The sequence below is a fragment of the Janthinobacterium rivuli genome (assembly GCF_009208735.1).
Classification (GTDB): Bacteria; Pseudomonadota; Gammaproteobacteria; order Burkholderiales; family Burkholderiaceae_D; genus Janthinobacterium.
Map to the genome: position 1 here is coordinate 107338 of NZ_WFLJ01000007.1, position 20150 is coordinate 127487.

General features: G+C 64.5%; 17 protein-coding genes. 2 read left to right on the forward strand and 15 right to left on the reverse strand.

Going from position 1 to position 20150, the window contains the following annotated elements; genetic code table 11:
- Positions 1 to 14 precede the first annotated feature (14 nt).
- The 6 genes from GCN78_RS10970 to GCN78_RS10995 form a co-directional block, all read right to left on the reverse strand.
- Positions 15 to 725 (reverse strand): response regulator, encoded by a 711-nt coding sequence (locus tag GCN78_RS10970; protein WP_152251738.1) that lies wholly within the window; start codon positions 723 to 725, stop codon positions 15 to 17.
- A gap of 85 nt (positions 726 to 810) precedes the next feature.
- Positions 811 to 5040: a hybrid sensor histidine kinase/response regulator gene (locus GCN78_RS10975; RefSeq protein WP_226939576.1), complete on the reverse strand. Its 4230-nt coding sequence runs from the start codon at positions 5038 to 5040 to the stop codon at positions 811 to 813.
- A gap of 54 nt (positions 5041 to 5094) precedes the next feature.
- The gene (locus tag GCN78_RS10980) at positions 5095 to 6264 is read right to left on the reverse strand and encodes a patatin-like phospholipase family protein (RefSeq protein WP_152251739.1); all 1170 of its coding nucleotides are present in this window, start codon (positions 6262 to 6264) and stop codon (positions 5095 to 5097) included.
- A gap of 41 nt (positions 6265 to 6305) precedes the next feature.
- Positions 6306 to 8081: a gamma-glutamyltransferase gene (gene ggt, locus GCN78_RS10985; protein ID WP_152251740.1), complete on the reverse strand. Its 1776-nt coding sequence runs from the start codon at positions 8079 to 8081 to the stop codon at positions 6306 to 6308.
- Between the two features lie 84 nt (positions 8082 to 8165).
- On the reverse strand, positions 8166 to 8924 hold the full coding sequence (locus tag GCN78_RS10990; RefSeq protein ID WP_152251741.1) for a 3-hydroxyacyl-CoA dehydrogenase: 759 nt from the start codon (positions 8922 to 8924) through the stop codon (positions 8166 to 8168).
- A gap of 152 nt (positions 8925 to 9076) precedes the next feature.
- Positions 9077 to 9514 carry a hypothetical protein gene (locus tag GCN78_RS10995; protein ID WP_152251742.1) on the reverse strand — a complete coding sequence of 146 codons (438 nt, stop codon included), beginning with the start codon at positions 9512 to 9514 and terminating at the stop codon, positions 9077 to 9079.
- Positions 9515 to 9760: 246 nt separating this feature from the next.
- Between GCN78_RS10995 and GCN78_RS11000 the strand changes: the two genes are divergently transcribed.
- A complete protein-coding gene (locus GCN78_RS11000) occupies positions 9761 to 11818 on the forward strand; it encodes a TonB-dependent receptor domain-containing protein (protein ID WP_152251743.1) in 2058 nt (685 codons plus the stop codon).
- Between the two features lie 15 nt (positions 11819 to 11833).
- On the opposite strand, the gene GCN78_RS11005 is transcribed toward GCN78_RS11000, so the two are convergent.
- The 9 genes from GCN78_RS11005 to GCN78_RS11045 form a co-directional block, all read right to left on the reverse strand.
- A complete protein-coding gene (locus GCN78_RS11005) occupies positions 11834 to 12184 on the reverse strand; it encodes a glycine zipper family protein (protein ID WP_152251744.1) in 351 nt (116 codons plus the stop codon).
- 13 nt (positions 12185 to 12197) lie between these two features.
- Positions 12198 to 12608, reverse strand: a complete 411-nt coding sequence (locus tag GCN78_RS11010) for a hypothetical protein (protein ID WP_152251745.1) — start codon at positions 12606 to 12608, stop codon at positions 12198 to 12200.
- Positions 12609 to 12800: 192 nt separating this feature from the next.
- Positions 12801 to 14924, reverse strand: coding sequence for a sodium-translocating pyrophosphatase (locus tag GCN78_RS11015; protein ID WP_152251746.1), 2124 nt, complete (start codon positions 14922 to 14924; stop codon positions 12801 to 12803).
- Positions 14925 to 15104: 180 nt separating this feature from the next.
- Positions 15105 to 15761 carry an adenylate kinase gene (gene adk, locus GCN78_RS11020; protein ID WP_086146700.1) on the reverse strand — a complete coding sequence of 219 codons (657 nt, stop codon included), beginning with the start codon at positions 15759 to 15761 and terminating at the stop codon, positions 15105 to 15107.
- A gap of 243 nt (positions 15762 to 16004) precedes the next feature.
- The gene (gene kdsB / locus GCN78_RS11025) at positions 16005 to 16760 is read right to left on the reverse strand and encodes a 3-deoxy-manno-octulosonate cytidylyltransferase (RefSeq protein WP_152251747.1); all 756 of its coding nucleotides are present in this window, start codon (positions 16758 to 16760) and stop codon (positions 16005 to 16007) included.
- A gap of 2 nt (positions 16761 to 16762) precedes the next feature.
- Positions 16763 to 16939 carry a Trm112 family protein gene (locus GCN78_RS11030; RefSeq protein WP_010395789.1) on the reverse strand — a complete coding sequence of 59 codons (177 nt, stop codon included), beginning with the start codon at positions 16937 to 16939 and terminating at the stop codon, positions 16763 to 16765.
- Complete coding sequence (gene lpxK, locus GCN78_RS11035) at positions 16920 to 17975, reverse strand: tetraacyldisaccharide 4'-kinase (protein ID WP_152251748.1); 1056 nt, start codon at positions 17973 to 17975, stop codon at positions 16920 to 16922. Before lpxK ends, GCN78_RS11030 begins: the two co-directional genes overlap by 20 nt.
- Positions 17976 to 18068: 93 nt before the next feature.
- Positions 18069 to 18509, reverse strand: coding sequence for an ExbD/TolR family protein (locus GCN78_RS11040; RefSeq protein WP_152251749.1), 441 nt, complete (start codon positions 18507 to 18509; stop codon positions 18069 to 18071).
- Positions 18506 to 19111 (reverse strand): MotA/TolQ/ExbB proton channel family protein, encoded by a 606-nt coding sequence (locus GCN78_RS11045; RefSeq protein ID WP_092611342.1) that lies wholly within the window; start codon positions 19109 to 19111, stop codon positions 18506 to 18508. The genes GCN78_RS11040 and GCN78_RS11045 overlap by 4 nt, the downstream gene beginning before the upstream one ends.
- Positions 19112 to 19981: 870 nt before the next feature.
- On the opposite strand from GCN78_RS11045, the gene GCN78_RS29285 reads away from it, so the two are divergent.
- Positions 19982 to 20125: a hypothetical protein gene (locus GCN78_RS29285; RefSeq protein WP_193316691.1), complete on the forward strand. Its 144-nt coding sequence runs from the start codon at positions 19982 to 19984 to the stop codon at positions 20123 to 20125.
- Positions 20126 to 20150: the final 25 nt, after the last annotated feature.

Consider the following 20150-nt stretch of genomic DNA (forward strand, 5'->3'; position numbering starts at 1 on the left):
GAAAAACAGCAGATTCAGTCGATCCCGTCCTGCTGACGCAGCAGTCGCGCCTGCTGCGCCACGCTGCGCGCCAGCGCGGCCAGGGCCGCCTGTATCTGGTCGCCATCGAGTACCGATGCCTGCAGCAGGGCCATCATGCCAGTTTCCGCGCCATGCAAGCCGAGGGTGCGGCAACCGAGGTGCAGCCGTTCGAGCTGCTGGCGCGCCTGGGCCGGTTCGCCGCGCGCCAGCAAGGCGTCGACCTGTGCGCCGGCGGCGACTATCTGTCCCTGGAAGCCCGTCAGATAGGCCAGCAGGCGTTCGCTGTCGATGCCCAGCCGCTGCAGGGTGTCGCGCGGCGCCTCGGCCGGCAAGGCCGAGACGTCGAAGCAGGCGTCGATATGCTGACGCACCTGCTCCGGCTGGAAGGGTTTGACGATGTAGCCGGCGGCGCCGGCCTGCACGGCGTCGCGCACCGTGTCCTGGTCATTGGCCGACGAGACCAGCACCAGCGGCATGGCGTCGAGCGCGCTGTCGGAGCGGATTTTCTGCAGCAGCTCCATGCCGGACAGGCGCGGCATGCGCAAGTCGCAAAAGCACAGCGCGGGCCGCAAGCCGCCTTCGAGCTGCTCCCACGCCGCCGCGCCATCTTCGGCTTCCACGATATCGTGCACGCCGCAACTGTCGATCAGATGCATCAATACCATGCGCGACACGACATCATCGTCAACCACCAGTACTTTCATTGCGTTCTCCATTGGCGGCAGCGTCAGGGTGCCTGCCGTATTCTACCCAGTTTCGCCGCGCGTTCGATGGCCGGCATTGCCTATTTTACATTTCCTTGCCCGAAACGGCTATGTGCGCCAACAGTGCGCGCAATTGCGGCAAATGCAAGGCCACCTGCGTCCAGCGTCCGCCGTCCGCCGCCTCTTCCATCTCCGTGCACAGCATGTGCAGCTGCGTTTCATCGAGATAGGCGGCGCTGCCCTTCAAACCATGCAGCAGGCGCCCGGCATTGTCCCTGTCCTGCGCCGCCAGGGCGGTGTCGAGTTCGCGCAGGCGTCCCTCCAGATCGGCGACGAAGGCGACGCGGATGCGGCGTTGCAGTTCGCCGCTGCGGATGGATGGCGCAGGCGCCGCGACGGGAAGCGCCGGCGCGATGCCGAACAAGGCATCGAGTTCGGCCTGCCCCCGCGCCACGCCGCGCGGCGCGTTCGACGGCATGCGCGGCAACATGAAACCGCGCTGCAGCTGGCGCTCGATGGCGCGCGCCAGCAAGCCATGCAGCGCCGCCTCGTCCACCGGCTTGCTGAGGAAATCATCCATGCCGACGCCCAGATAGCGGCTGCGGTCCTCTTCGCTGGCATTCGCCGTCAGGGCCACGATCATCAGTTCCTGGTCGCGCACGGGCTGGTCGGGCCAGCCGCCCACGCGGATCAGGCGCGTCGCCGTGGCGCCATCCATCTCCGGCATGCGCCCGTCCATCAGGATCAGGTCATAGCGCGTATGTACACAGGCCGCCACGGCCAGCACGCCGTTGGCGACCACGTCGACCCGGTGCCCCAGCTCTTCGAGCATGACGCGGATGATGATCTGGTTGGTGGGGAAGTCTTCCGCGCACAGCACGCGCAGCTGGTGGCTGTGCGGCGCCAGCGCCACCTGCGGCACCAGCGGCGGCGCCACGCCATCGGCCAGCGGCAGGGTGAAGGCAAAGGTACTGCCCTGCCCCGGCGTACTGGCCACCTCGATCTCGCCTTCCATCAGTTCGACCAGCTGGCGGCAGATGGCCAGGCCCAGTCCCGTGCCGCCGTAGCGGCGCGTGGTGCTGGCGTCGGCCTGCTCGAACTTCTGGAACAGGCGCGCCATCGCATCGGCGTCGATGCCGATGCCGCTGTCGCTGACCGTAAAGCGGATCAGGTTGACCTTGCGTCCGCCGCTGCCGCTGGCCACGCCGGCCCGCTCGACGCTCACGCTGACGCCGCCGCGCTGGGTGAACTTGAAGGCATTGCCGACCAGGTTGACCAGCACCTGGCGCAAGCGGGTCGGGTCGCCCACCACGAACGGTGGCAGGTCGGGCGCGAAATCGATGGCGAAACCGATGCTGCGCGCGGCCGCCTGCTCCTCGAACAGGCTGACGACGGCCTCGATCGCCGCGCCGAGCGCGAAGTCGATGTTTTCGATACTCAGCTTGCCCGCCTCGATCTTGGAAAAATCGAGCAAGTCATTGATGATCACCAGCAGCGACTGGGCATTGGCCTGGCCGCGCAGGATTTGCTCGCGCGTGGCGTCGTGCAGTTGCTCGTCGCGCAGGGCAAAGCCCAGCATGCCGATCACGCCGGCCAGCGGCGTGCGCATCTCGTGGCTCATATTGGCCAGGAATTCCGACTTCTGGCGCGTCGCATCCTCGGCCTTGCGCTTGGCCTGGCGCAGGCTTTCCTCGTTCTTCGTCAGGCTGTTGTTCACTTGCGCCAGCTTCTCCGACTGGGCCAGCACTTCGATTTCCTTGCTCTGCAACTCGGCCGTGCGTTCGCCAACCAGTTTTTCCAGCTCGTTCTGCTGATGCCGCAGCGCGCGCACACGCTGGCGGTACGCGCCATACACTACGCCCAGCAGCAGCGCCGCCATCAGGGTGCGGAACCACCAGGTTTTCCAGAACGGCGGCAGGATCGTGATGGCCAGGATGGCGCCGCTCTCGTTCCACACGCCGTCCTTGTTGGCCGCCTTGACGCGAAACACGTAGTTGCCCGCATCGAGGTTGGTGTAGGTGGCAAAGCGCCGGCCCGCATCCGTCATGACCCAGTCCTGGTCGAAGCCCTCGAGCCGGTAGGCGAACATATTGCGCTGGGGCGCGGCGAAATGCAGGGCCGCGAATTCCAGCGAAAAGACGCTGTCGCGGCTGGTCAGCACCAGCTTGCGCGTATGGTCGATCGCCGCCTTGAGCACGTGCGCGAACTCGCCGCGGCCGATGGCCACCGGCTTGTTGAAGATCTGCAGCTCGGTGATGGCCACCAGCGGCGGCACGCGGTTGTCGTGGATATCCTGCGGCACGAACGCCGTCATGCCGTTGAAGCCGCCGAAATACATGGTGCCATCGGATGCGCGCAGGGCCGCGCCGTCGAAGTACGAGCCTTCCACCGTGCCATCGGCGCTGTCGTAGTTGCGAAACAGGCCGCTGCGCATGTCGAGCCGCGTGATGCCGCTGTTGGTGCTCAGCCACAGTTGCTCGTTGTCGTCGCCGAGGATGCTGGCGACGGCGTCGTCGGCCATGCCGTCCTTGCGCAGGAAGCGCCGGAAGCGGATCTCGCCCTTGGCGTCGACGTCCATGCGGTTCAAGCCATTGGCCGTGCCCACCCACAGCACGCCGCGCTTGTCTTCGTGCAGGAAATGCACCTCGTCGTGGCTCAGGCTATGCGGGTTTTGCGGATCGTGGCGGAAATGGCGGAACTGGCCGCTGGCGCGGTCAAGCAAGTCCAGGCCGTGGAAGGAGCCTATCCACAGCCGTCCCTTGCCGTCTTCCAGCACGGGCCGCACCATGTTGTCGGACAGGCTGTTCGGATCGGCCGGGTCGTGGCGGTAGGTGGTGAAACGGCGGCTGGCGGGATCGAAGCGGTGCACGCCGCCGCGCGTCGAGACCCACAGCATGCCGCTGCGGTCGCTCACGACGTTGCGGATGGTGTCGCTGTTCGGGTCGCCGGCGGCAAAGCGCATGGTGAAGAAGCGCCTCAGCGCGGGATCGAAACGGTGCAAGCCCGTCGAGCCGCCCACCCACAGGGTGCCGTCCGGCGCCTTGTACAGGGTGGTGACCTGCTCGTCGCGCGACATGCCGGGCGAGCTGCGCAGGTCGAACAGCCGCGAGCTGCCGTCGCGCGTGTCGTACAGTTTCAAGCCGCCCTTGGTGGCCAGCCACAGCTTGCCATTGCCCGCGTCGGCCACGGCGCGCACCTTCTTGTCCGCCAGCGCGCCCACGTCGGCGGGGGCGCGCGCCATGCGCGAAAAGCCGCCGCTGCCCAGGTCGACCCGGCTCACGCCGTTGTACCAGGAGCCGACCCAGAAGGTGCCGGCGCGGTCGCGGTACAGCGACGACAGCTGATTGTCGGCGACGCTGAATTTGTCGCCCGTCTGGTGGCGGTACTGCAGAAAGGTGTCGCTCGCGGGCTGCCAGCGGAACAGGCCATCGGCATTGCTGCCCAGCCAGACGGTGGCGTCGACATCCTGGTACAGGCTGGCGACGCGGATGGCGGAAAAGCCATGCTTCTCGCCGAAGCGCACGCGCGCCTGCGGCGGCTGGCCGGCGCCGCCCAGGCGCCAGCGCTCTGCGCCGGCCATGGTGCCGATCCACAGGTTCTGCTGGCGGTCGATCAGCAGCGACTGGATGACGTTGTACTTCGAGCCCGGTTGCGTGTCGACGGTGAAATGCTCGAAGCGCTCGCTGCCCGGCGCCAGCATGTCCAGGCCCGTGACGGTACCGATCCACAGGCGCTGTTGCGCGTCCAGCGCCAGCGCCTTGATTTCATTGTCGCCCAGGCTGTGCGGATTGCCCTCTTCATGGTGCCAGGTGCGGAAGTGGCCCGTGGCGGGGTCGAAATGCTGCAAGCCGTCCGAGGTGGCGATCCAGAAACCGCGCGCGCCATCGTCGAGAATGGCGTGGATATGCCGGTTGCCGTTGCCGCGCTTGCTCTTTTCGGCCGGGACGTAATGGATGAAGGTCTGGCTGGCGGCGTCGAAACGGTCCAGGCCATTGTCGGTGCCGACCCATAGCTGGCCCTGGCTATCGACATGCAGCTCGCCGACCCAGTTGTCGGCCAGGCTGGTCTTGTCGCCCTCGATATTCTTGTAGACGACCATGCGGTAGCCATCGTAGCGGCTCAGGCCAGACTGGCTGCCGAACCACATATAGCCCTGCCGGTCCTGGGCAATGGCCAGCACCGATTCCTGCGCCAGGCCCTGGTCGACGCTGAGCTGGTCGAAGCGCAGGGTGGGCGCAGGCGCCGCTGCGGCCGGGCCGCCCAGCAGAATAATTAATAGTAAGGCAACATCGCAAACACGTCGAAATACCAGCACAATCGTCCTGTCAAAAAAAACGCGAAAATCCCGCACGCCGCTCCAGGGGCCGTCTCAGGAACCAAAGAACGCCAGGACATCATCCTTGCGGGCTTGCGTATCGCGCTGTCCAAGACGGATCAACTCGTTAGTATACGTCGATTCGAACAATAAATACGATGCCAGCGCCGCGCCGCGCGCTTCGGCCGCGCCGATACCCGACAGCATGGTGCGGATGGGACGCGGCAAACTGCCGATATGCCGGCTGGCGATGGCGTCGAGCCGCTCGGACGGCGCGATGACCAGCAATTCCACCGGCCGCAAGGCCGTCTTGCCCAGCAACTCGGGCGGCAGCATCGACAGGGTCAGGTTGATGCGGTTCAGGCGTTCGATGTCGACCGCCAGGCCATCGAGGAAGATCGACGACAGCGCGTGGCCGGCGATCTGCGCCAGGCTCGGGTAGCGCGCCGCTTCGGTGGCGGCGGGCGCCGGTTCCGTCATGCGTCCCGCGCCCACCACCAGCACCTTGTTCGCGCCCAGGTGGATGGCCGGCGAGATCGGCGCCAGCTGGCGCATGGAACCGTCGCCGCAGTATTCGCGCTGGCCGCCCACGTACAGCGGCACGGCGGGGAAGATGAAGGGAATGGCGGCCGAGGCAAGCAAGTGCTCCACGCCGATCTGGTCCGGCAGGGCCAGGCGCTGCGTGCGCACCCACGGCGCGATATCGCCGGCCGTCTGGTAAAACGTCATGTGGCGGCTGCCCGAATACGACGACGCCGTCACGGCCAGCGCATGCAGCAGGCCATCGGCCAGGGCCGCGTCCAGGCGCGGCAGGTCGAGCATGCGGTGCAGCAGGCTGACCAGCGGCGTATTGTCGAGCAGGGAATTGGGCGGCGACGCATGCCACTGGCGCAGCAGCCAGCCAAACGACAGCAGCGACAGCCAGCGCGCGCCCGAGCGGATCACGCCCAGCGAGTCGGCCCGGTAGACCTGCTCGACCTGAATGTGCTGCCACACGTCGAGCAGCTTTTGCACGCCTTCGCCAAAGTTGTCGGCGCGGCAGGCCAGCGCCGTGGCGTTGATGGCGCCGGCCGAGGTGCCGCAGATGATGTCGAACGGGTTGCGCGCCGGCGCCCAGCCCGCTTCCCACAGAATCGCCGAAATCGCCTGCAGCACGCCCACTTGGTAGGCGGCACGGGCACCTCCTCCCGTGAGTATCAAGCCTGTTTTATTTTGCATTCCCATGCCGGCAGATTAGCAGGGTCTTGATACTTTGTGGAAAAGTTTCAATCTCCCTTGACCATGCCTTCACGGCGCGGATCGGCGCCGCCAAACCAGAAATCCTTGCCGTGCGCATTCAGGCGCATGATGCCCTGCAAACCGGAATTCTGTTCGATCACGCGCACCTCGTGGCCCATCGCCTGCAGCGCCTCGACCTGGGCCGCCGGCGCGCGGCCTTTCTCCAGCTCCGTCGGGCCGTTGCGGCTGCCGAAGTTCGGCAGGCTGATCGCCTGCTGCACGTTCAAGCCCCAGTCCATGGTGCCGACCAGCACCTTGGCCACGTAATTGATGATGGACGAACCGCCCGGGGACCCCGTCGCCAGCACCAGCTTGTGCGTGCCCTTCTCGAACACCAGGGTGGGCGACATGGCGCTGCGCGGACGCTTGCCCGCTTCGACCCGGTTGGCGATCGGGCCATCCGCATCGCGCGAATCGAACGAGAAATCCGTCAGCTGGTTATTGAGCAAAAAGCCGTCGACCATCTGGCGCGAGCCGAAGGCGTCTTCCACGCTGGTGGTCATCGACAGGCCGCCCCCAAAAGCATCGACGGCCACCAGGTGCGAGGTCGACGGGCGCTGCAAGGCGTTGTCCATGCCCCACGCCACCTGCATGCCCGGCGGCGTGCCGGGCAAGGCGCGGCCCATGGATTTCTCGCCGATCAGCGACGCGCGCTGCGCCAGGTAGGTTTTATCGAGCATCGAGGCGACGCCCTTGCCCGGCAGCGGCACGAAGTCCGTGTCGGCCACGTAGCGGTTGCGGTCCGCGTAGGCCAGGCGCCCCGCCTCCGAGAACAGGTGGATGGCCTGCGCATCGAGCACGCCGTCGACGGGCGCATACGGCCGGATATCCTTCACTTCCAGCATGCCCAGCATCTGCGCGATGGCGATGCCGCCCGACGATGGCGGCGGCATGCCGCACACGGTCCAGGCCTTGTAATCGCTGCAGACGGGTTCACGCACCTTGGCCCGGTAGCCGGCGATATCCGCCGCCGTCAGCTTGCCCGGATTGGTCGGGTGCGCCGCCACCTTGGCGGCGATGTCGCGCGCGATGCGGCCCTTGTAAAACGCGTCGGCGCCGCCACGCGCGATCTCGCGCAGGGTGCGCGCCAGCTGCGGGTTCTTCAGCACGTGGCCGACGGGCCAGGCCTTGCCGTCCTGGTCATAGAAATACGCGGCGGCGACGGGGTCGCGCTTCAGGGCCTGGTCCCAGCTCAGCAAACCGTTGAGGCGCTGGCTGACGGGAAAGCCGCCGTGCGCCAACTTGATGGCGGGGCCGAACAGGGTGGCCCATGGCAGCTTGCCGTGTTCCTTGTGCGCCAGTTCCAGCATGCGCAGCACGCCCGGCGCGCCCACGGAACGCCCGCCCACCACGCCCGTGGCGCGCGAGACGGGACTGCCGTCGGCATTCTGGAACAGGTGTTCATCGGCGCTGGCAGGCGCCGTTTCGCGCCCGTCGAACGCCTGCACGCCCTTGGCCGTGGAGTACAGCAAAAAGGCGCCGCCGCCGATGCCCGACGACTGCGGCTCGACCAGGGTCAGCACCAGCTGCGTGGCGATCGCCGCGTCGATGGCGCTGCCGCCCTTTTTCAGCATCTGGTAGCCGGCATCGGCGGCCAGCGGATTGGCGGCGGCGACCATGAATTTCTGCGCCGCCCAGCCGTTTTTTTCCGCGTACGCGGTGGCGATTTCCGGCGCCTTTTGCGGCACCTCGGCAAATACGGGACTGGCGGCCAGCGCGCCCAGCAAGGTCAGGCTCAGCGCCAGCGGCTTCAATGTGATCATGGATTCTCCGATAAAAAAAGGGCGCACAGCCAGGCAAGGCTGTACGCCCCATACGGGGGTATCCTACATCAAATCACGCCGGGCTTATTTGGGCTGCATGCGGATCGCGCCATCGAGGCGGATGGTTTCGCCATTGAGCATGACGTTTTCCACGATGGCTTTCACCAGTTGCGCGTATTCGCCGGGCTTGCCCAGGCGCGATGGGAACGGCACCATCTTGCCCAGCGCATCCTGCACTTCGGCCGGCATGCCGAGCAACATCGGCGTTTCGAAAATGCCGGGCGCCACCGTCATCACGCGGATGCCGTTGCGCGACAGGTCGCGCGCCATCGGCAGGGTCAGTCCCACCACGGCCGCCTTCGACGACGCATACGCGGCCTGGCCGATCTGGCCATCGTAGGCCGCCACGGACGCCGTGTTGATGATGACGCCGCGCTCGCCTTCGGCCGTCGCATCCTGTTTCGCCATGGCGTCGGCCGCCAGGCGGCACATATTGAAGGTGCCGACCAGGTTGATGTTGACGACCTTCTGGAACAGGGCCAGCGGGTGCGGGCCATCCTTGCCCACGGTTTTCACGGCCGGCGCCACGCCGGCGCAATTGACCAGGCCGCGCAAGGTACCGAGCTTGGTGGCGGCCGCCACCACGGCCAGGCCGTCTTCTTCCGACGTCACGTCGCACTGCACGAACACGCCGTCGAGTTCAGCGGCCAGCGCCTGGCCCGCCTCCGTCTGCACGTCGGCCAGCACGACCTTGCCGCCCGCCGCCGTCAGCATGCGCGCCGTGGCCGCGCCCAGGCCCGATGCGCCGCCCGTGATGATGAATACATTGTCCTGAATCTGCATGAAATCTCCTGAGTGATGAGGGCCGTGTTCCCGGCGCCTGATGGTGGATGCATGATGCCATCATTACGTTTACGTAAACGTAATGTCGGCGACAATTGTAGCCATTTTTGCGCTCACCGAGCGAAAACTTGCAGCGCTGGCGTATGCCAGGGTTAAAAACACTGGATAAAGGCGCCGTTGCGGTGGCAGATGCGCCCATTGGCATCGAGCGTGGCGTTGCCCACGCCGTTGTAGCGTGCCCCGGCCGCGTCGCGGCAGCCGCCCGTGTCGCAGGAACCAATGGGCTGCGGCGTGCGCGGCATGGGTACGGCCGGGCCGGGCGGCAGGGACGCCATGGGCACGACGGAGGGCGCGGGCTGCGCCGGCATGCGGCCGATCACCTGCGACACGGCACGGCGCGGCTGCGCGGGCGGCGCCGGGCGGCATGGTTCCACCGCCAGCTTGCCGCTGTCGCGCGGATCGAGCCGGCACACGGGCAAAGCCTCAGTCAAGGACTCGGCGGGCGACGCCTGTTCCTGCGCCCAGGCATGGCCGCCAGCGAACAGCATGGCGCAGGCCAGCACCGGTATGGTTCTGATCATCGTCTTCATGCCACCTCCCCAAGCATCGATCATACCGCTTTCATTATTGGCACACGCGGCGCCAGATGCCATGCGCACCTTGCAACAGTGTTTTATTTCCTTTCAGCACTTTCTTTCTTGCCAGGATGGCATTACAATAAGAACGATTCTTATTCTCATTACGAGAATTCGAGCGCAGTTGATTCTCTTTTCATTCATTGATACCCGAGCCACCCGGAAGGCAGCCAGGAAATAACAACATCCGGAAAGTTCACCATGACCCAGCGTAGTCCCGCCTTCGTAGCCCCCGTCGCCACTCCCGCCCGCTCTATCCATTCCGCCGCCCTGCTCCTGCCCTGCCTGCTCTCGCTGGCCGTCAGCAGCGCCTGGGCCGAAGGCAATGCGGCCGCCGATCCCACCATGAACACGGTCGTCGTCACGGCGTCGGGCACGGCCATCGACATCAAGGATGCGCCGGCCAGCATCAGCGTCATCACGCGCGAGGAAATCGAGCGCCAGCCCGTGTATGACTTGAATACCCTGCTGCGCCGCATCCCCGGCGTGACGGGCGGCACCGGTCCCGAGCGTGAGGCGTCGAAGATCAAGCTGCGCGGCTTGCCCGACAAATACACCCTGATCCTGGTCGACGGCAAGCGCGTGGGCAGCTCGGCCGACACGGCTTACCGTCCCGACCTGGGCCGCCAGGACTTGAACTGGATCTCGCCCGACATGATCGAGCGCATCGAAGTGGTGCGCGGACCCATGTCGTCGCTGTACGGCTCGGACGCCATGGGCGGCGTGATCAACATCATCACGCGCAAGGTGCCGGGCAAGTGGAACGGTTCGGCCACGGCCAACTACACGCAGCCGCAGGACAGCGACCGCGGCACGGCGCATCAGCTGGGCGTGAACCTGGCCGGCCCCCTGTCGGACACGGTGGGCATGCGCCTGGGCGTGAGCCAGACGCGCCAGAATCCCGATGAAAAATTCGACAAGGCCGGTGGCATGGGCGGCGAACGCAACCAGACTGTCTCGGGCCAGCTGACCTGGGCGCTGGACAAGAAACAGAACCTGTCGCTGGACGCCAGCTATGGCAGGCAGGAAGCCAGCACGTCGAGCGCGCGTGATGCGGATGGCGAGCCGCTGGTCGACAGCTGGGGCGCCAGCAAGCTGATACGCAAGAGCGTCAGTCTCGGCTATGAAGGCCGCTGGGACTTCGGCAAGACCATGGTCAACCTGTATCACAACGACTTCGACAACGAAGTCGTCGGCACGGTGGCCAAATCCAAGGACAGCACGCTCGACGCCAGCCTGGAAAAACGGGTCGGCTGGGGCGGCATCGAGCAAATGCTGGTGGTGGGCGGCCAGTGGAAGCACCAGGAATTGACGAATACGGACACCATCGGCACCGTGCCCACCGATTACCTGGGCAACCCCGTGAGCGGCGCGACCCTGTCGGGCACCACCTCGGCCCTGTTCGCGGAAGATCAGCTGTTCCTGCGCGACAACTTGACGGCCACGGCCGGCCTGCGCCTCGATCACCACGGCAAGTTCGGCAACCACTACAGCCCGCGCCTGTACCTGGTGTATCACCCTGCCCCCGCCTGGACCATCAAGGGCGGCGTCTCGCAAGGCTTCCGCGCCCCGAGCCTGAAGGAAAACTCGCCGGCGGCAGCGACCAACTCGGGCGGGCGCGGTTGCGGCAGCTTGAAACCGCTGGGCTACATCAGCGGCACCTGCTACATGGCCGGCAATGCGGACTTGAAGCCGGAAACGAGCACGGCAGCCGAGATCGGCGTGGCGTGGGAACAGAATGGCTGGGACGTGGGCCTAACCTGGTTCCACACGGATTTCAAGAACAAGATCGACTATGCGCCGCTGGGCTTCTACCAGAAGCGCTGGTGGACCAAGATGACGAATATCCAGAAGGCGCGCACCAGCGGCCTGGAAGCGACGGCCACCATCCCGCTGACGAAAAACCTGAACTGGCGTAACAACGTGACCTACATGGCGGAAGCGAAAAACCTGACCACGGGCGCCAACCTGCTGTCGACGCCAAAACTGTCGTGGTACTCGGCGCTGGGCTGGCAAGTCAACGACCAGTTGTTCGGCGAGGTATCGGCCCAGTACACGGGCAAGGAACTCGATGCTGGCAAGCTGGCCGACAAGGCTTACACCATCGTCGACACCGTCGTGTCGTACAAGGTCACGCCACAATGGACCGTGCGCGGCGGCGTGCAAAACCTGTTCAAGAAGGGCCCGATGGCCGACGGCCTGGTCGACTACTATGTGCCGGGACGGCGCATGTTCGTTGGCCTGACCTCGCGTTTTTAAGGCCTGGCTCAAGGTTTAATAACGGGGCGGCGGCGTATCGGGCGGCGGCGTGGCGGCATTCGCCGGCACGCTGCCCAGCATCCGCCCGACCACGGGCACCTTGTGGCCGCTTGCATACATGCATGTTTGATAAGAGTCATCGTAACTGCGCTGCATGCCATGCGAGGAACTGTCAGCCGCACCCGTGCCAGCCAGCTGCGCCTGCGCATAGCCACGGCAACTGCCGTCGTCGACGCGGAATTGCTCTAGACTCTTGCCCGTGCCGGGCAAGGCCATGGCCGACGGCCCTTCCGGCATCACCGTGCAGGCGGCCAGCAGCAGGGGCGCCAGCAGGCCGGCACGCCCCATCAACGCTTTCGTCTTCATCTTCGCCTCCCCGTCAGCGCACGCTGGTCGGCAGCACGGCACGCCATGCCGTACTGCAGGTTTTCACGTAGGGATAATAGCCCTGCGGCCGCGCGCAGTAGTACCACATCTGCGCCGTCGGCTCGCCACCCTGCTCGATGTACACGGGTGGCGGCTGCACGATCAAGGTGCGCCCGTACGGATAAGGATAGCCATACCACGGATCGCCATACCAGCCTGGCCCATAGCCATACCACCAGGGCGATCCCACCCATACGCCCACGTGCGAACGGCCATGGAAGTGGCCGTGGCCGCCGTGGAAACCGCCATGGCCGCCGTGTCCGGAATGTCCACCGGGAGCGCCCCAGGCGCCGCCCGCCACCGCCAGTCCCATCGCCGCTGCCAGCGCCAGCGACGCCCAGCGGCCTGTGTTATTGCCATCCATGACATCCTCCCGCCTTTCATGCCAGACTGTGAATCTCACTCCATTATTGGCAGAGGGCGGGCACAAGCAAAGGCGCCGTAACAATTGCTCACCTTTGATACGCCGAGGATATGGACGGCTAGAAAGTTTCATTTACGCAAAATACAAACAGCCCCGCGGCGCTGGCCACGGGGCTGCAGGGAATGCGCCGTCTTATTGCGCCGGCAAGCTTTGCACGGGTGTGGCCGGCGCCAGGATGGCCGGCGCGGGCGCGTGGATGGGCGCCGGCGCCTTGACCGCCAGCCAGCCCGTGGCCGGCAGCAGCGGCACCAGCAGCAGGGCCACGATGTTGATGATCTTGATCAAGGGATTCACTGCCGGACCGGCCGTGTCCTTGTACGGGTCGCCCACCGTGTCGCCCGTGACGGCCGCCTTGTGCGCGTCCGACCCCTTGCCGCCGAAGTGGCCATCCTCGATGTATTTCTTCGCATTGTCCCAGGCGCCGCCGCCCGTGGTCATGGAAATGGCCACGAACAGGCCCGTGACGATGGTCCCCATCAGCAAGCCACCCAGCGCCGCCGGCCCCAGCAGCATGCCAACGAGGATGGGCACCACCACCGGCAGCAGGGACGGCACGATCATTTCGCGGATGGCGGACGCCGTCAGCATGTCGACGGCCTTGTCGTATTCGGGCCGCGCCGTGCCTTCCATGATGCCCTTGATGTCGCGGAACTGGCGCCGCACCTCGACCACCACGGCGCCGGCCGCGCGGCCCACGGCTTCCATCGCCATGGCGCCGAACAGATACGGTATCAGGCCGCCGATGAACAGGCCGACGATGACCATGGGGTTCGACAAATCAAAGGTGATGTGCTGGCCCACGGATTCGAGCGCATGCGTGTAATCGGCGAACAGCACCAGCGCGGCCAGCCCGGCCGAACCGATGGCATAGCCCTTGGTGACGGCCTTGGTCGTGTTGCCGACGGCGTCGAGCGGATCGGTGATGGCGCGCACGGAGTCGGGCAAGCCCGACATTTCCGCGATGCCGCCCGCGTTATCCGTGATGGGGCCATACGCGTCGAGCGCGACGATGATGCCCGCCATCGACAGCATGGAAGTGGCCGCGATGGCGATGCCGTACAGGCCTGCCAATTGATACGAGACGAGAATGGCGACGCAGACGGCCAGCACCGGATACGCGGTGGATTTCATCGACACGCCCAGGCCGGCGATGATGTTGGTGCCGTGACCCGTCGTCGACGCTTCGGCGATGTGGCGCACGGGCTTGAAGTCCGTGCCCGTGTAGTACTCGGTGATGTACACCATCAGGCCCGTGAGGACGATGCCGACGACGGTGGCGCCCAGCATCTTGTAGCGCATGGCGTCGTCGGGCCACAGCAGCCACGTGACCACGGCAAAGCCGACCAGGGACAGGCCGGCCGCCCACCACAGGCCCGTGTACAGGGCCGACATGATCTTCTTGCCGGGGGCCGTCTTGACCATCGAGCAGCCGACGATGGAGGCGAGGATGGAGACGGCGCCCAGCAGCAGCGGGTAGATGATGGCCGTGCCGCTCGCCTCTGCCATCAGCAAGGCGCCCAGCAGCATGGTGGCGATCAGGGTCACGACATAGGTTTCGAACAGGTCGGCCGCCATGCCGGCGCAGTCGCCCACGTTGTCGCCCACGTTGTCGGCGATGACGGCCGGGTTGCGCGGGTCGTCCTCGGGGATGCCCGCCTCCACCTTGCCCACCAGGTCCGCGCCCACGTCGGCGCCCTTGGTGAAGATGCCGCCACCGAGCCGCGCGAAGATGGAAATGAGCGAGGCGCCGAAGGCCAGGCCGATCAGGGGCTTGATCAGGTCATGCTGGGTGAGGCCGGGCGCGCCCGTCGTCACCAGCAGCCAGTAGAACAGGGTCACGCCCAGCAGGCCCAGTCCGACCACCAACATGCCGGTGATCGCGCCGCCCTTGAAGGCCACGTTCAGCGCCTGGTTGATGCCCAGGGTGGCCGCCTGCGCCGTGCGCACATTGGCCCGCACCGAGACATTCATGCCGATGAAGCCGCAGGCGCCCGACAGTACGGCGCCGATCAGAAAGCCCAGCGCCGTATGCAGGCCCAGCAGCACGTAAATGGCGATCAGCAGCACCACGCCCACAAACGCGATGGTGCGGTACTGGCGCGCCAGGTAGGCGGCCGCGCCCTGCTGGATGGCCAGGGCGATTTCCTGCATGCGCGCGTTGCCGGGATCCTGCCGCAGGATCCAGCTGCGCGACACCAAACCATAAATGACTGCGACCACGCCGCAGGCTACCGCAAACCACAAACTGGCTGCCATATCGTCCCCTTCTGTTTTTATCCGACGTCATTGCCAACAGCTGCAGACCGCACCGGGTAGGCACGCGCAGCCAGGAAAACACGACCTGCAAAAAAACTGAACCACGAAAACGACACGGCACCGCCGGTGAACAGCGGGCACAAAAAAAGCGGACACTCAGGTCCGCTTTTCAACAACCGCTTATTCCGCCAGGGCGGCAAATGCGCTGTCGCGGATTTGCTCGACCGGACCGACGCCGGCGATGCGGCGGTATTTCGGCGCGCCTGGCAGGCCGGACTTGGCCCAGTCATTGTAGTAACCGAGCAAGACCTTGGTCTGGTTGTGGTACACGTCCAGGCGCTTCTTGACCGTTTCCGCCTTGTCGTCGTCGCGCTGGATCAGCGGTTCGCCGGTGATGTCATCGACGCCGTCGACCTTGGGCGGATTGAATTTGACGTGGTAGACGCGGCCCGAACCCGGGTGGCTGCGACGGCCATCCATGCGCTCAATGATCGACTCATCTGGCACGTCGATTTCCAGCACGTAGTCGACATTGATGCCGGCATCCTTCATGGCGTCCGCTTGCGCGATGGTGCGCGGGAAACCGTCGAACAGGTAGCCATTGGCGCAATCGGCTTCCTGCAGGCGGTTCTTGACCAGGCCGATCATGATGTCGTCCGACACGAGGCCGCCCGCATCCATGACTTTTTTCGCTGCCAGGCCCAGTTCGGAGCCTTCCTTGATCGCCGCGCGCAGCATGTCGCCCGTGGAGATTTGTGGAATGTTGTATTTTTCTTTGATGAAGTTAGCTTGGGTGCCCTTGCCGGCACCGGGTGCTCCTAAAAGTATCAGACGCATTGAAAAGTTCCTAAAAAACAGATTTTGGATGGTGGTATGTGTAATTATTTTTAGATGATGTTGCTATGGCTATCTTTCCCTACGAAACTTACCACAAAAAATCCCCGGAACGCCAGTTTGCTGTCGAATTGCTATGCCCTGATTGATCAAAGCCAGCAATTAGCGAAGCAGGCGTTTCAAAATGTGGTTTTTACTGCAGGCGCACAAATTTTATTTGCACGCCTGCCGTTTTGCGGGTAGCGCTTACAGGGCGCCGTAGTGGGCTTGCACCCTGGCAAGATCTTCCGGCGTGTCGACACCGGCGGCCGGGGCCGAGTCCGTGACGTGCACGGCGATGGCGACACCGTGCCACAGCACGCGCAACTGCTCCAGCGCCTCGATCGCTTCCAGCGGCGAAGCGGACAATTGCGGATATTCTTGCAAAAATGCATTGCTGTACGCATACAGGCCGATATGGCGCAGCGGCACGTAGCCTTGCGGCAAGCTGTCTTTCGACTGCGCGAAGCCGTCGCGATGCCAGGGGATGGTGGCGCGCGAAAAATACAAGGCACGGCCATTTTTATCCAGCACGACCTTGACGACATTCGGGTTGAAGGCCTCAAGCACATCGTGCAGCGGATGGGCGCAGGTGGCCATGGGCACGGTGGCGCTGATCTGCGCGGCGCAGGCGGCCAGCAGGGATGGATCGATCAACGGTTCGTCGCCCTGCAGATTGACGACGACGGCGTCCGGCGGCAGCCCGAGCGTGCGCGCCACTTCGGCGATGCGGTCCGTGCCCGACGGATGGTCGCTGCGCGTCATGCACACTTCCACGCCATGCGCGGCGCAGGCGGCGCGGATGCTGTCATGGTCGGTGGCGACGATGACGCGCGCCGCGCCAGAGAGCAGCGCCTGCTCGGCCACGCGCACCACCATCGGTTTGCCGCCCAGGTCAGCCAGCGGCTTGCCCGGCAGGCGCGTCGAGGCCAGGCGGGCCGGGATGATGACGATGAACGCCATCGTTATTCCACTGCGTCTTGCAAGGTGCGCGCTTCGTCCGCCCACATGATGGGGATGCCATCGCGGATCGGATAGGCGAGGCGGTCGGCGCGGCAAATCAGTTCCTGCGCCTTCTTATCGTGTTCAAGCGGACCCTTGCAAACAGGGCAGACCAGGATATCAAGCAGTCGAGCGTCCACGACATTTCTCCACAATTTGTTGGGCCAGCGCGCTATCGATGCGCGCACTGACGGGGACGACCCACAGTCTCGGGTCATCTTTGAGATGTTCAATTTGCGCACATTTTACTGCATCCTTCTCGGTGATCAAGATCACATCCGTGTCGAGCGCGGCAAATGGCTGGTCGAGGAAGTCGTGATGGTCGGGCAGCGGCAGCTCCATGAAGTGCAGTCCGGTCCCGCGCAGCATGGCAAAGAAACGCTGCGGGTTGCCGATACCGGCCGCCGCCACGATGCGCTGGCCGCCGGCCGCCAGGTCGGCCAGCGCCATGCTTTGCGTGCGGTCGGCCAGGCGTTCGGCCACGCCGCCATCGAGCCGCATCTGCACCACCAGGGAGCCCTTGGGCGCGACCTGGTCCACCAGTGCCGGCGCCAGCGCGGCCGCATTGATCACCGTCACGTCGCGCCGGCGGCGCGGCGATTCGCGCAGGGGTCCGGCCGGCAGCAGCCAGCCGTTGCCGGCGCCACGGCCGTCGAACAGCACGATTTCCACGTCGCGCCGCAAGGCGTAATGCTGCAAGCCGTCGTCCGTCACCAGCACGTCGACCTCCGGGTGCGCCGCCAGCAGCGCCCTGCCCGCCTGCGCGCGGTCGCGCCCCACCATCACGGGACAGCCGCCGCGCTGGAAGATCAGCAGCGGCTCGTCGCCCACCTGCTGCGGCGTGGACGCGGCGCTGACGGCGCGCGGCGAACGGTCGGCGCTGCCATGGCCGCGCGAAATCACGCCCGGGCGCATGCCCGCCTCGCGCAAGGCTTGCACCAGCCAGATCGTCAGCGGCGTCTTGCCGGTGCCGCCGATAAAAATGTTGCCGACGACGACGACGGGCACGGGCAGGCGCGCCGATTGCAGGAGGTTGGCCCGGTACAGCCCGCGCCGCACGGCGCTCAGGGCGCCGAACAGCACGGAGACGGGCCACAGCGCGCACGCCAGCGGGCCACGCGTCAGCCAGGCGCGGGTGAGAGTGGTTTCAAGCTTGGCGGGGGAGGATGTGGGCATGGGGACAGACGTAAAAAATAACCCCAGGTGCAAAATCCGGGGTCAGACCCGGCGGGTCTGACCCCGGCACTTCGATTGGGGTTGAATAATAGCTTACTTGCCGCCCGCCTGCGCCGCGAACGTCAGCTTTTCATAGCCGGCCAGGCGCGCCGCTTCCATCACGTGGATGACCATCTGGTGCATGGCGAACTGGTCGGCGTTGACCACCACCACGGGCGTCTGCGCGGGGGCCTTGCCGCCGTTGGCCGCCCTGGCCGCGTCCTGCAGGGCGTCGGCCAGGCCGGCCACGTCGCGGAACGAGACCGGTTCGCGGTTGACCGTGTAGTTGCCCTTGGCGTCGATGGTGACGTCGATCTGCTGCGGCTTGTCCTTGGCTTGCTCGGCGTCGGCCGTCGGCAGGGTGATCTGCAACTCCGTAAACTTGCTGTAGGTGGTGCTGACCATGAGGAAGATCAGGATCACCAGCAACACGTCGATGAACGGGATCAGGTTGATTTCGGGGTCTTCACGCCCCTTGCCTTTGCGGAAGTTCATTTGCGGCCACTGTGGACGATGTCGACGAACTTGACCGCTTGCTGCTCCATGTCAATGACGAAGCTGTCGACGAGGGCGCGGAAGTGGCGGTAAAAGACCAGGGTCGGCATGGCGATGGCCAGGCCGAAGCCCGTGTTGTACAAGGCCACCGAGATACCGTGGGCCAATTGCGCGGGATTCGAGCCGCTGGCGTTTTGCGAACCGAAGATTTCGATCATGCCCACCACCGTGCCGAACAGGCCCATCAGCGGCGCCAAGGTGGCGATGGTGCCCAGGGTCGTCAGGAAACGTTCCAGCGTATGGGCCACGCCGCTGCCGGCCTCTTCGATCGATTCCTTCATCACGTCGCGCGGCGCGTCGACATTGCGCAGGGCGGCGGCCAGCACCACGCCCAGCGGCGAATTGTCTTCCAGCTTGGCCACCGTGTCCGGCGTGATCTTGCCGCTGCGATACACCTGCACCACTTCATCAAACAGCTTGCGGGGCAGGATCTTGGCGCGGCGCAAATACAGCAGGCGCTCGATGATCAGGGCCAGGGCGACGATGGAAGCGATCAACAACAGCCAGATGGGCCAGCCAGCGGCTTGAAATATAGCGAGCAAAAGAAACTCCTGGTAAAGGGAAGGCGATGAACCGCCCGAACAGCCTGTATTGTACCGAGCGCCAAAGAACGATGGTACGTCCGCGCAGGAATGGCGCAATGTAGCGCGTTGCCGCGCCGGCGGCAAGTGGCGCCCGCATGTGGACTTGTCCACACGGCGCGGCGGGCGCGCGCCGCCGCGGCACAGTTTTGCACACTTTGTGTGGATAAGATTGTGAGCAAGCATGAAGTCCAGCATGCAAGTCGTTGATTTACATGGAGATTATCATGCTGCGCAAAATACAGGCATAGCAGCTTATCGGCAGGAGTCAATGTCAATAAATTAATACCTGGAGAGTTCTGCACATTTACTGTGGACAAGATTGTGCGCAAAGCCAAGGAATTCCATTAAGTTATTGATTATAAAGGAAATTAAATCAATGAGTAAAAAAGTGGCAGCGGGCGCGCACGACGCGCCATATCGGCCGCCAAAGTTCTGCACACAATCTGTGGACAAGATTGTGCGCAAGCGCAACGATACGCGCCAAGTACTTTGATTTATATCGTTTTTATTGCCTTGCATAAAAATGTAGCAAGGGCAAAAAAGCGGGGTTTTTGGCGTCTTATTTCTCTTCAAGACAGCACTTTTCCACCGCCGGCGCAGTTCCACACATAAAGTGTGGATAAGATTGTGAGCAAGCCGATTGACTCCATGCAAGAGCATTGATTTTAAAGGGATTTTTTTCATTGCTCAAAAAAAAGGCAACAAAATGGCATGTCCACGCGGTGGAAAACCCGGGCAAACCAGGAAACGGTTTATGCAGTTTTGCACACATTCTGTGGATAAGATTGTGAGCAAGGCCCACAACAGGGTGCTAGATCATTGATTTATATGGCTATTTTTATCCTGCGCAAAATTCAGGCAAGCCATGCCATGGCCGCTCCAGTGGATAAATGGGGCGCCGCGCCGGAGTTCTGCACATTTTTTGTGGATAAGATTGTGCGCAAGGCCATGCATGGCATACTAAGCGCTTGATTCATATGGACTTTATTTCCGTGCG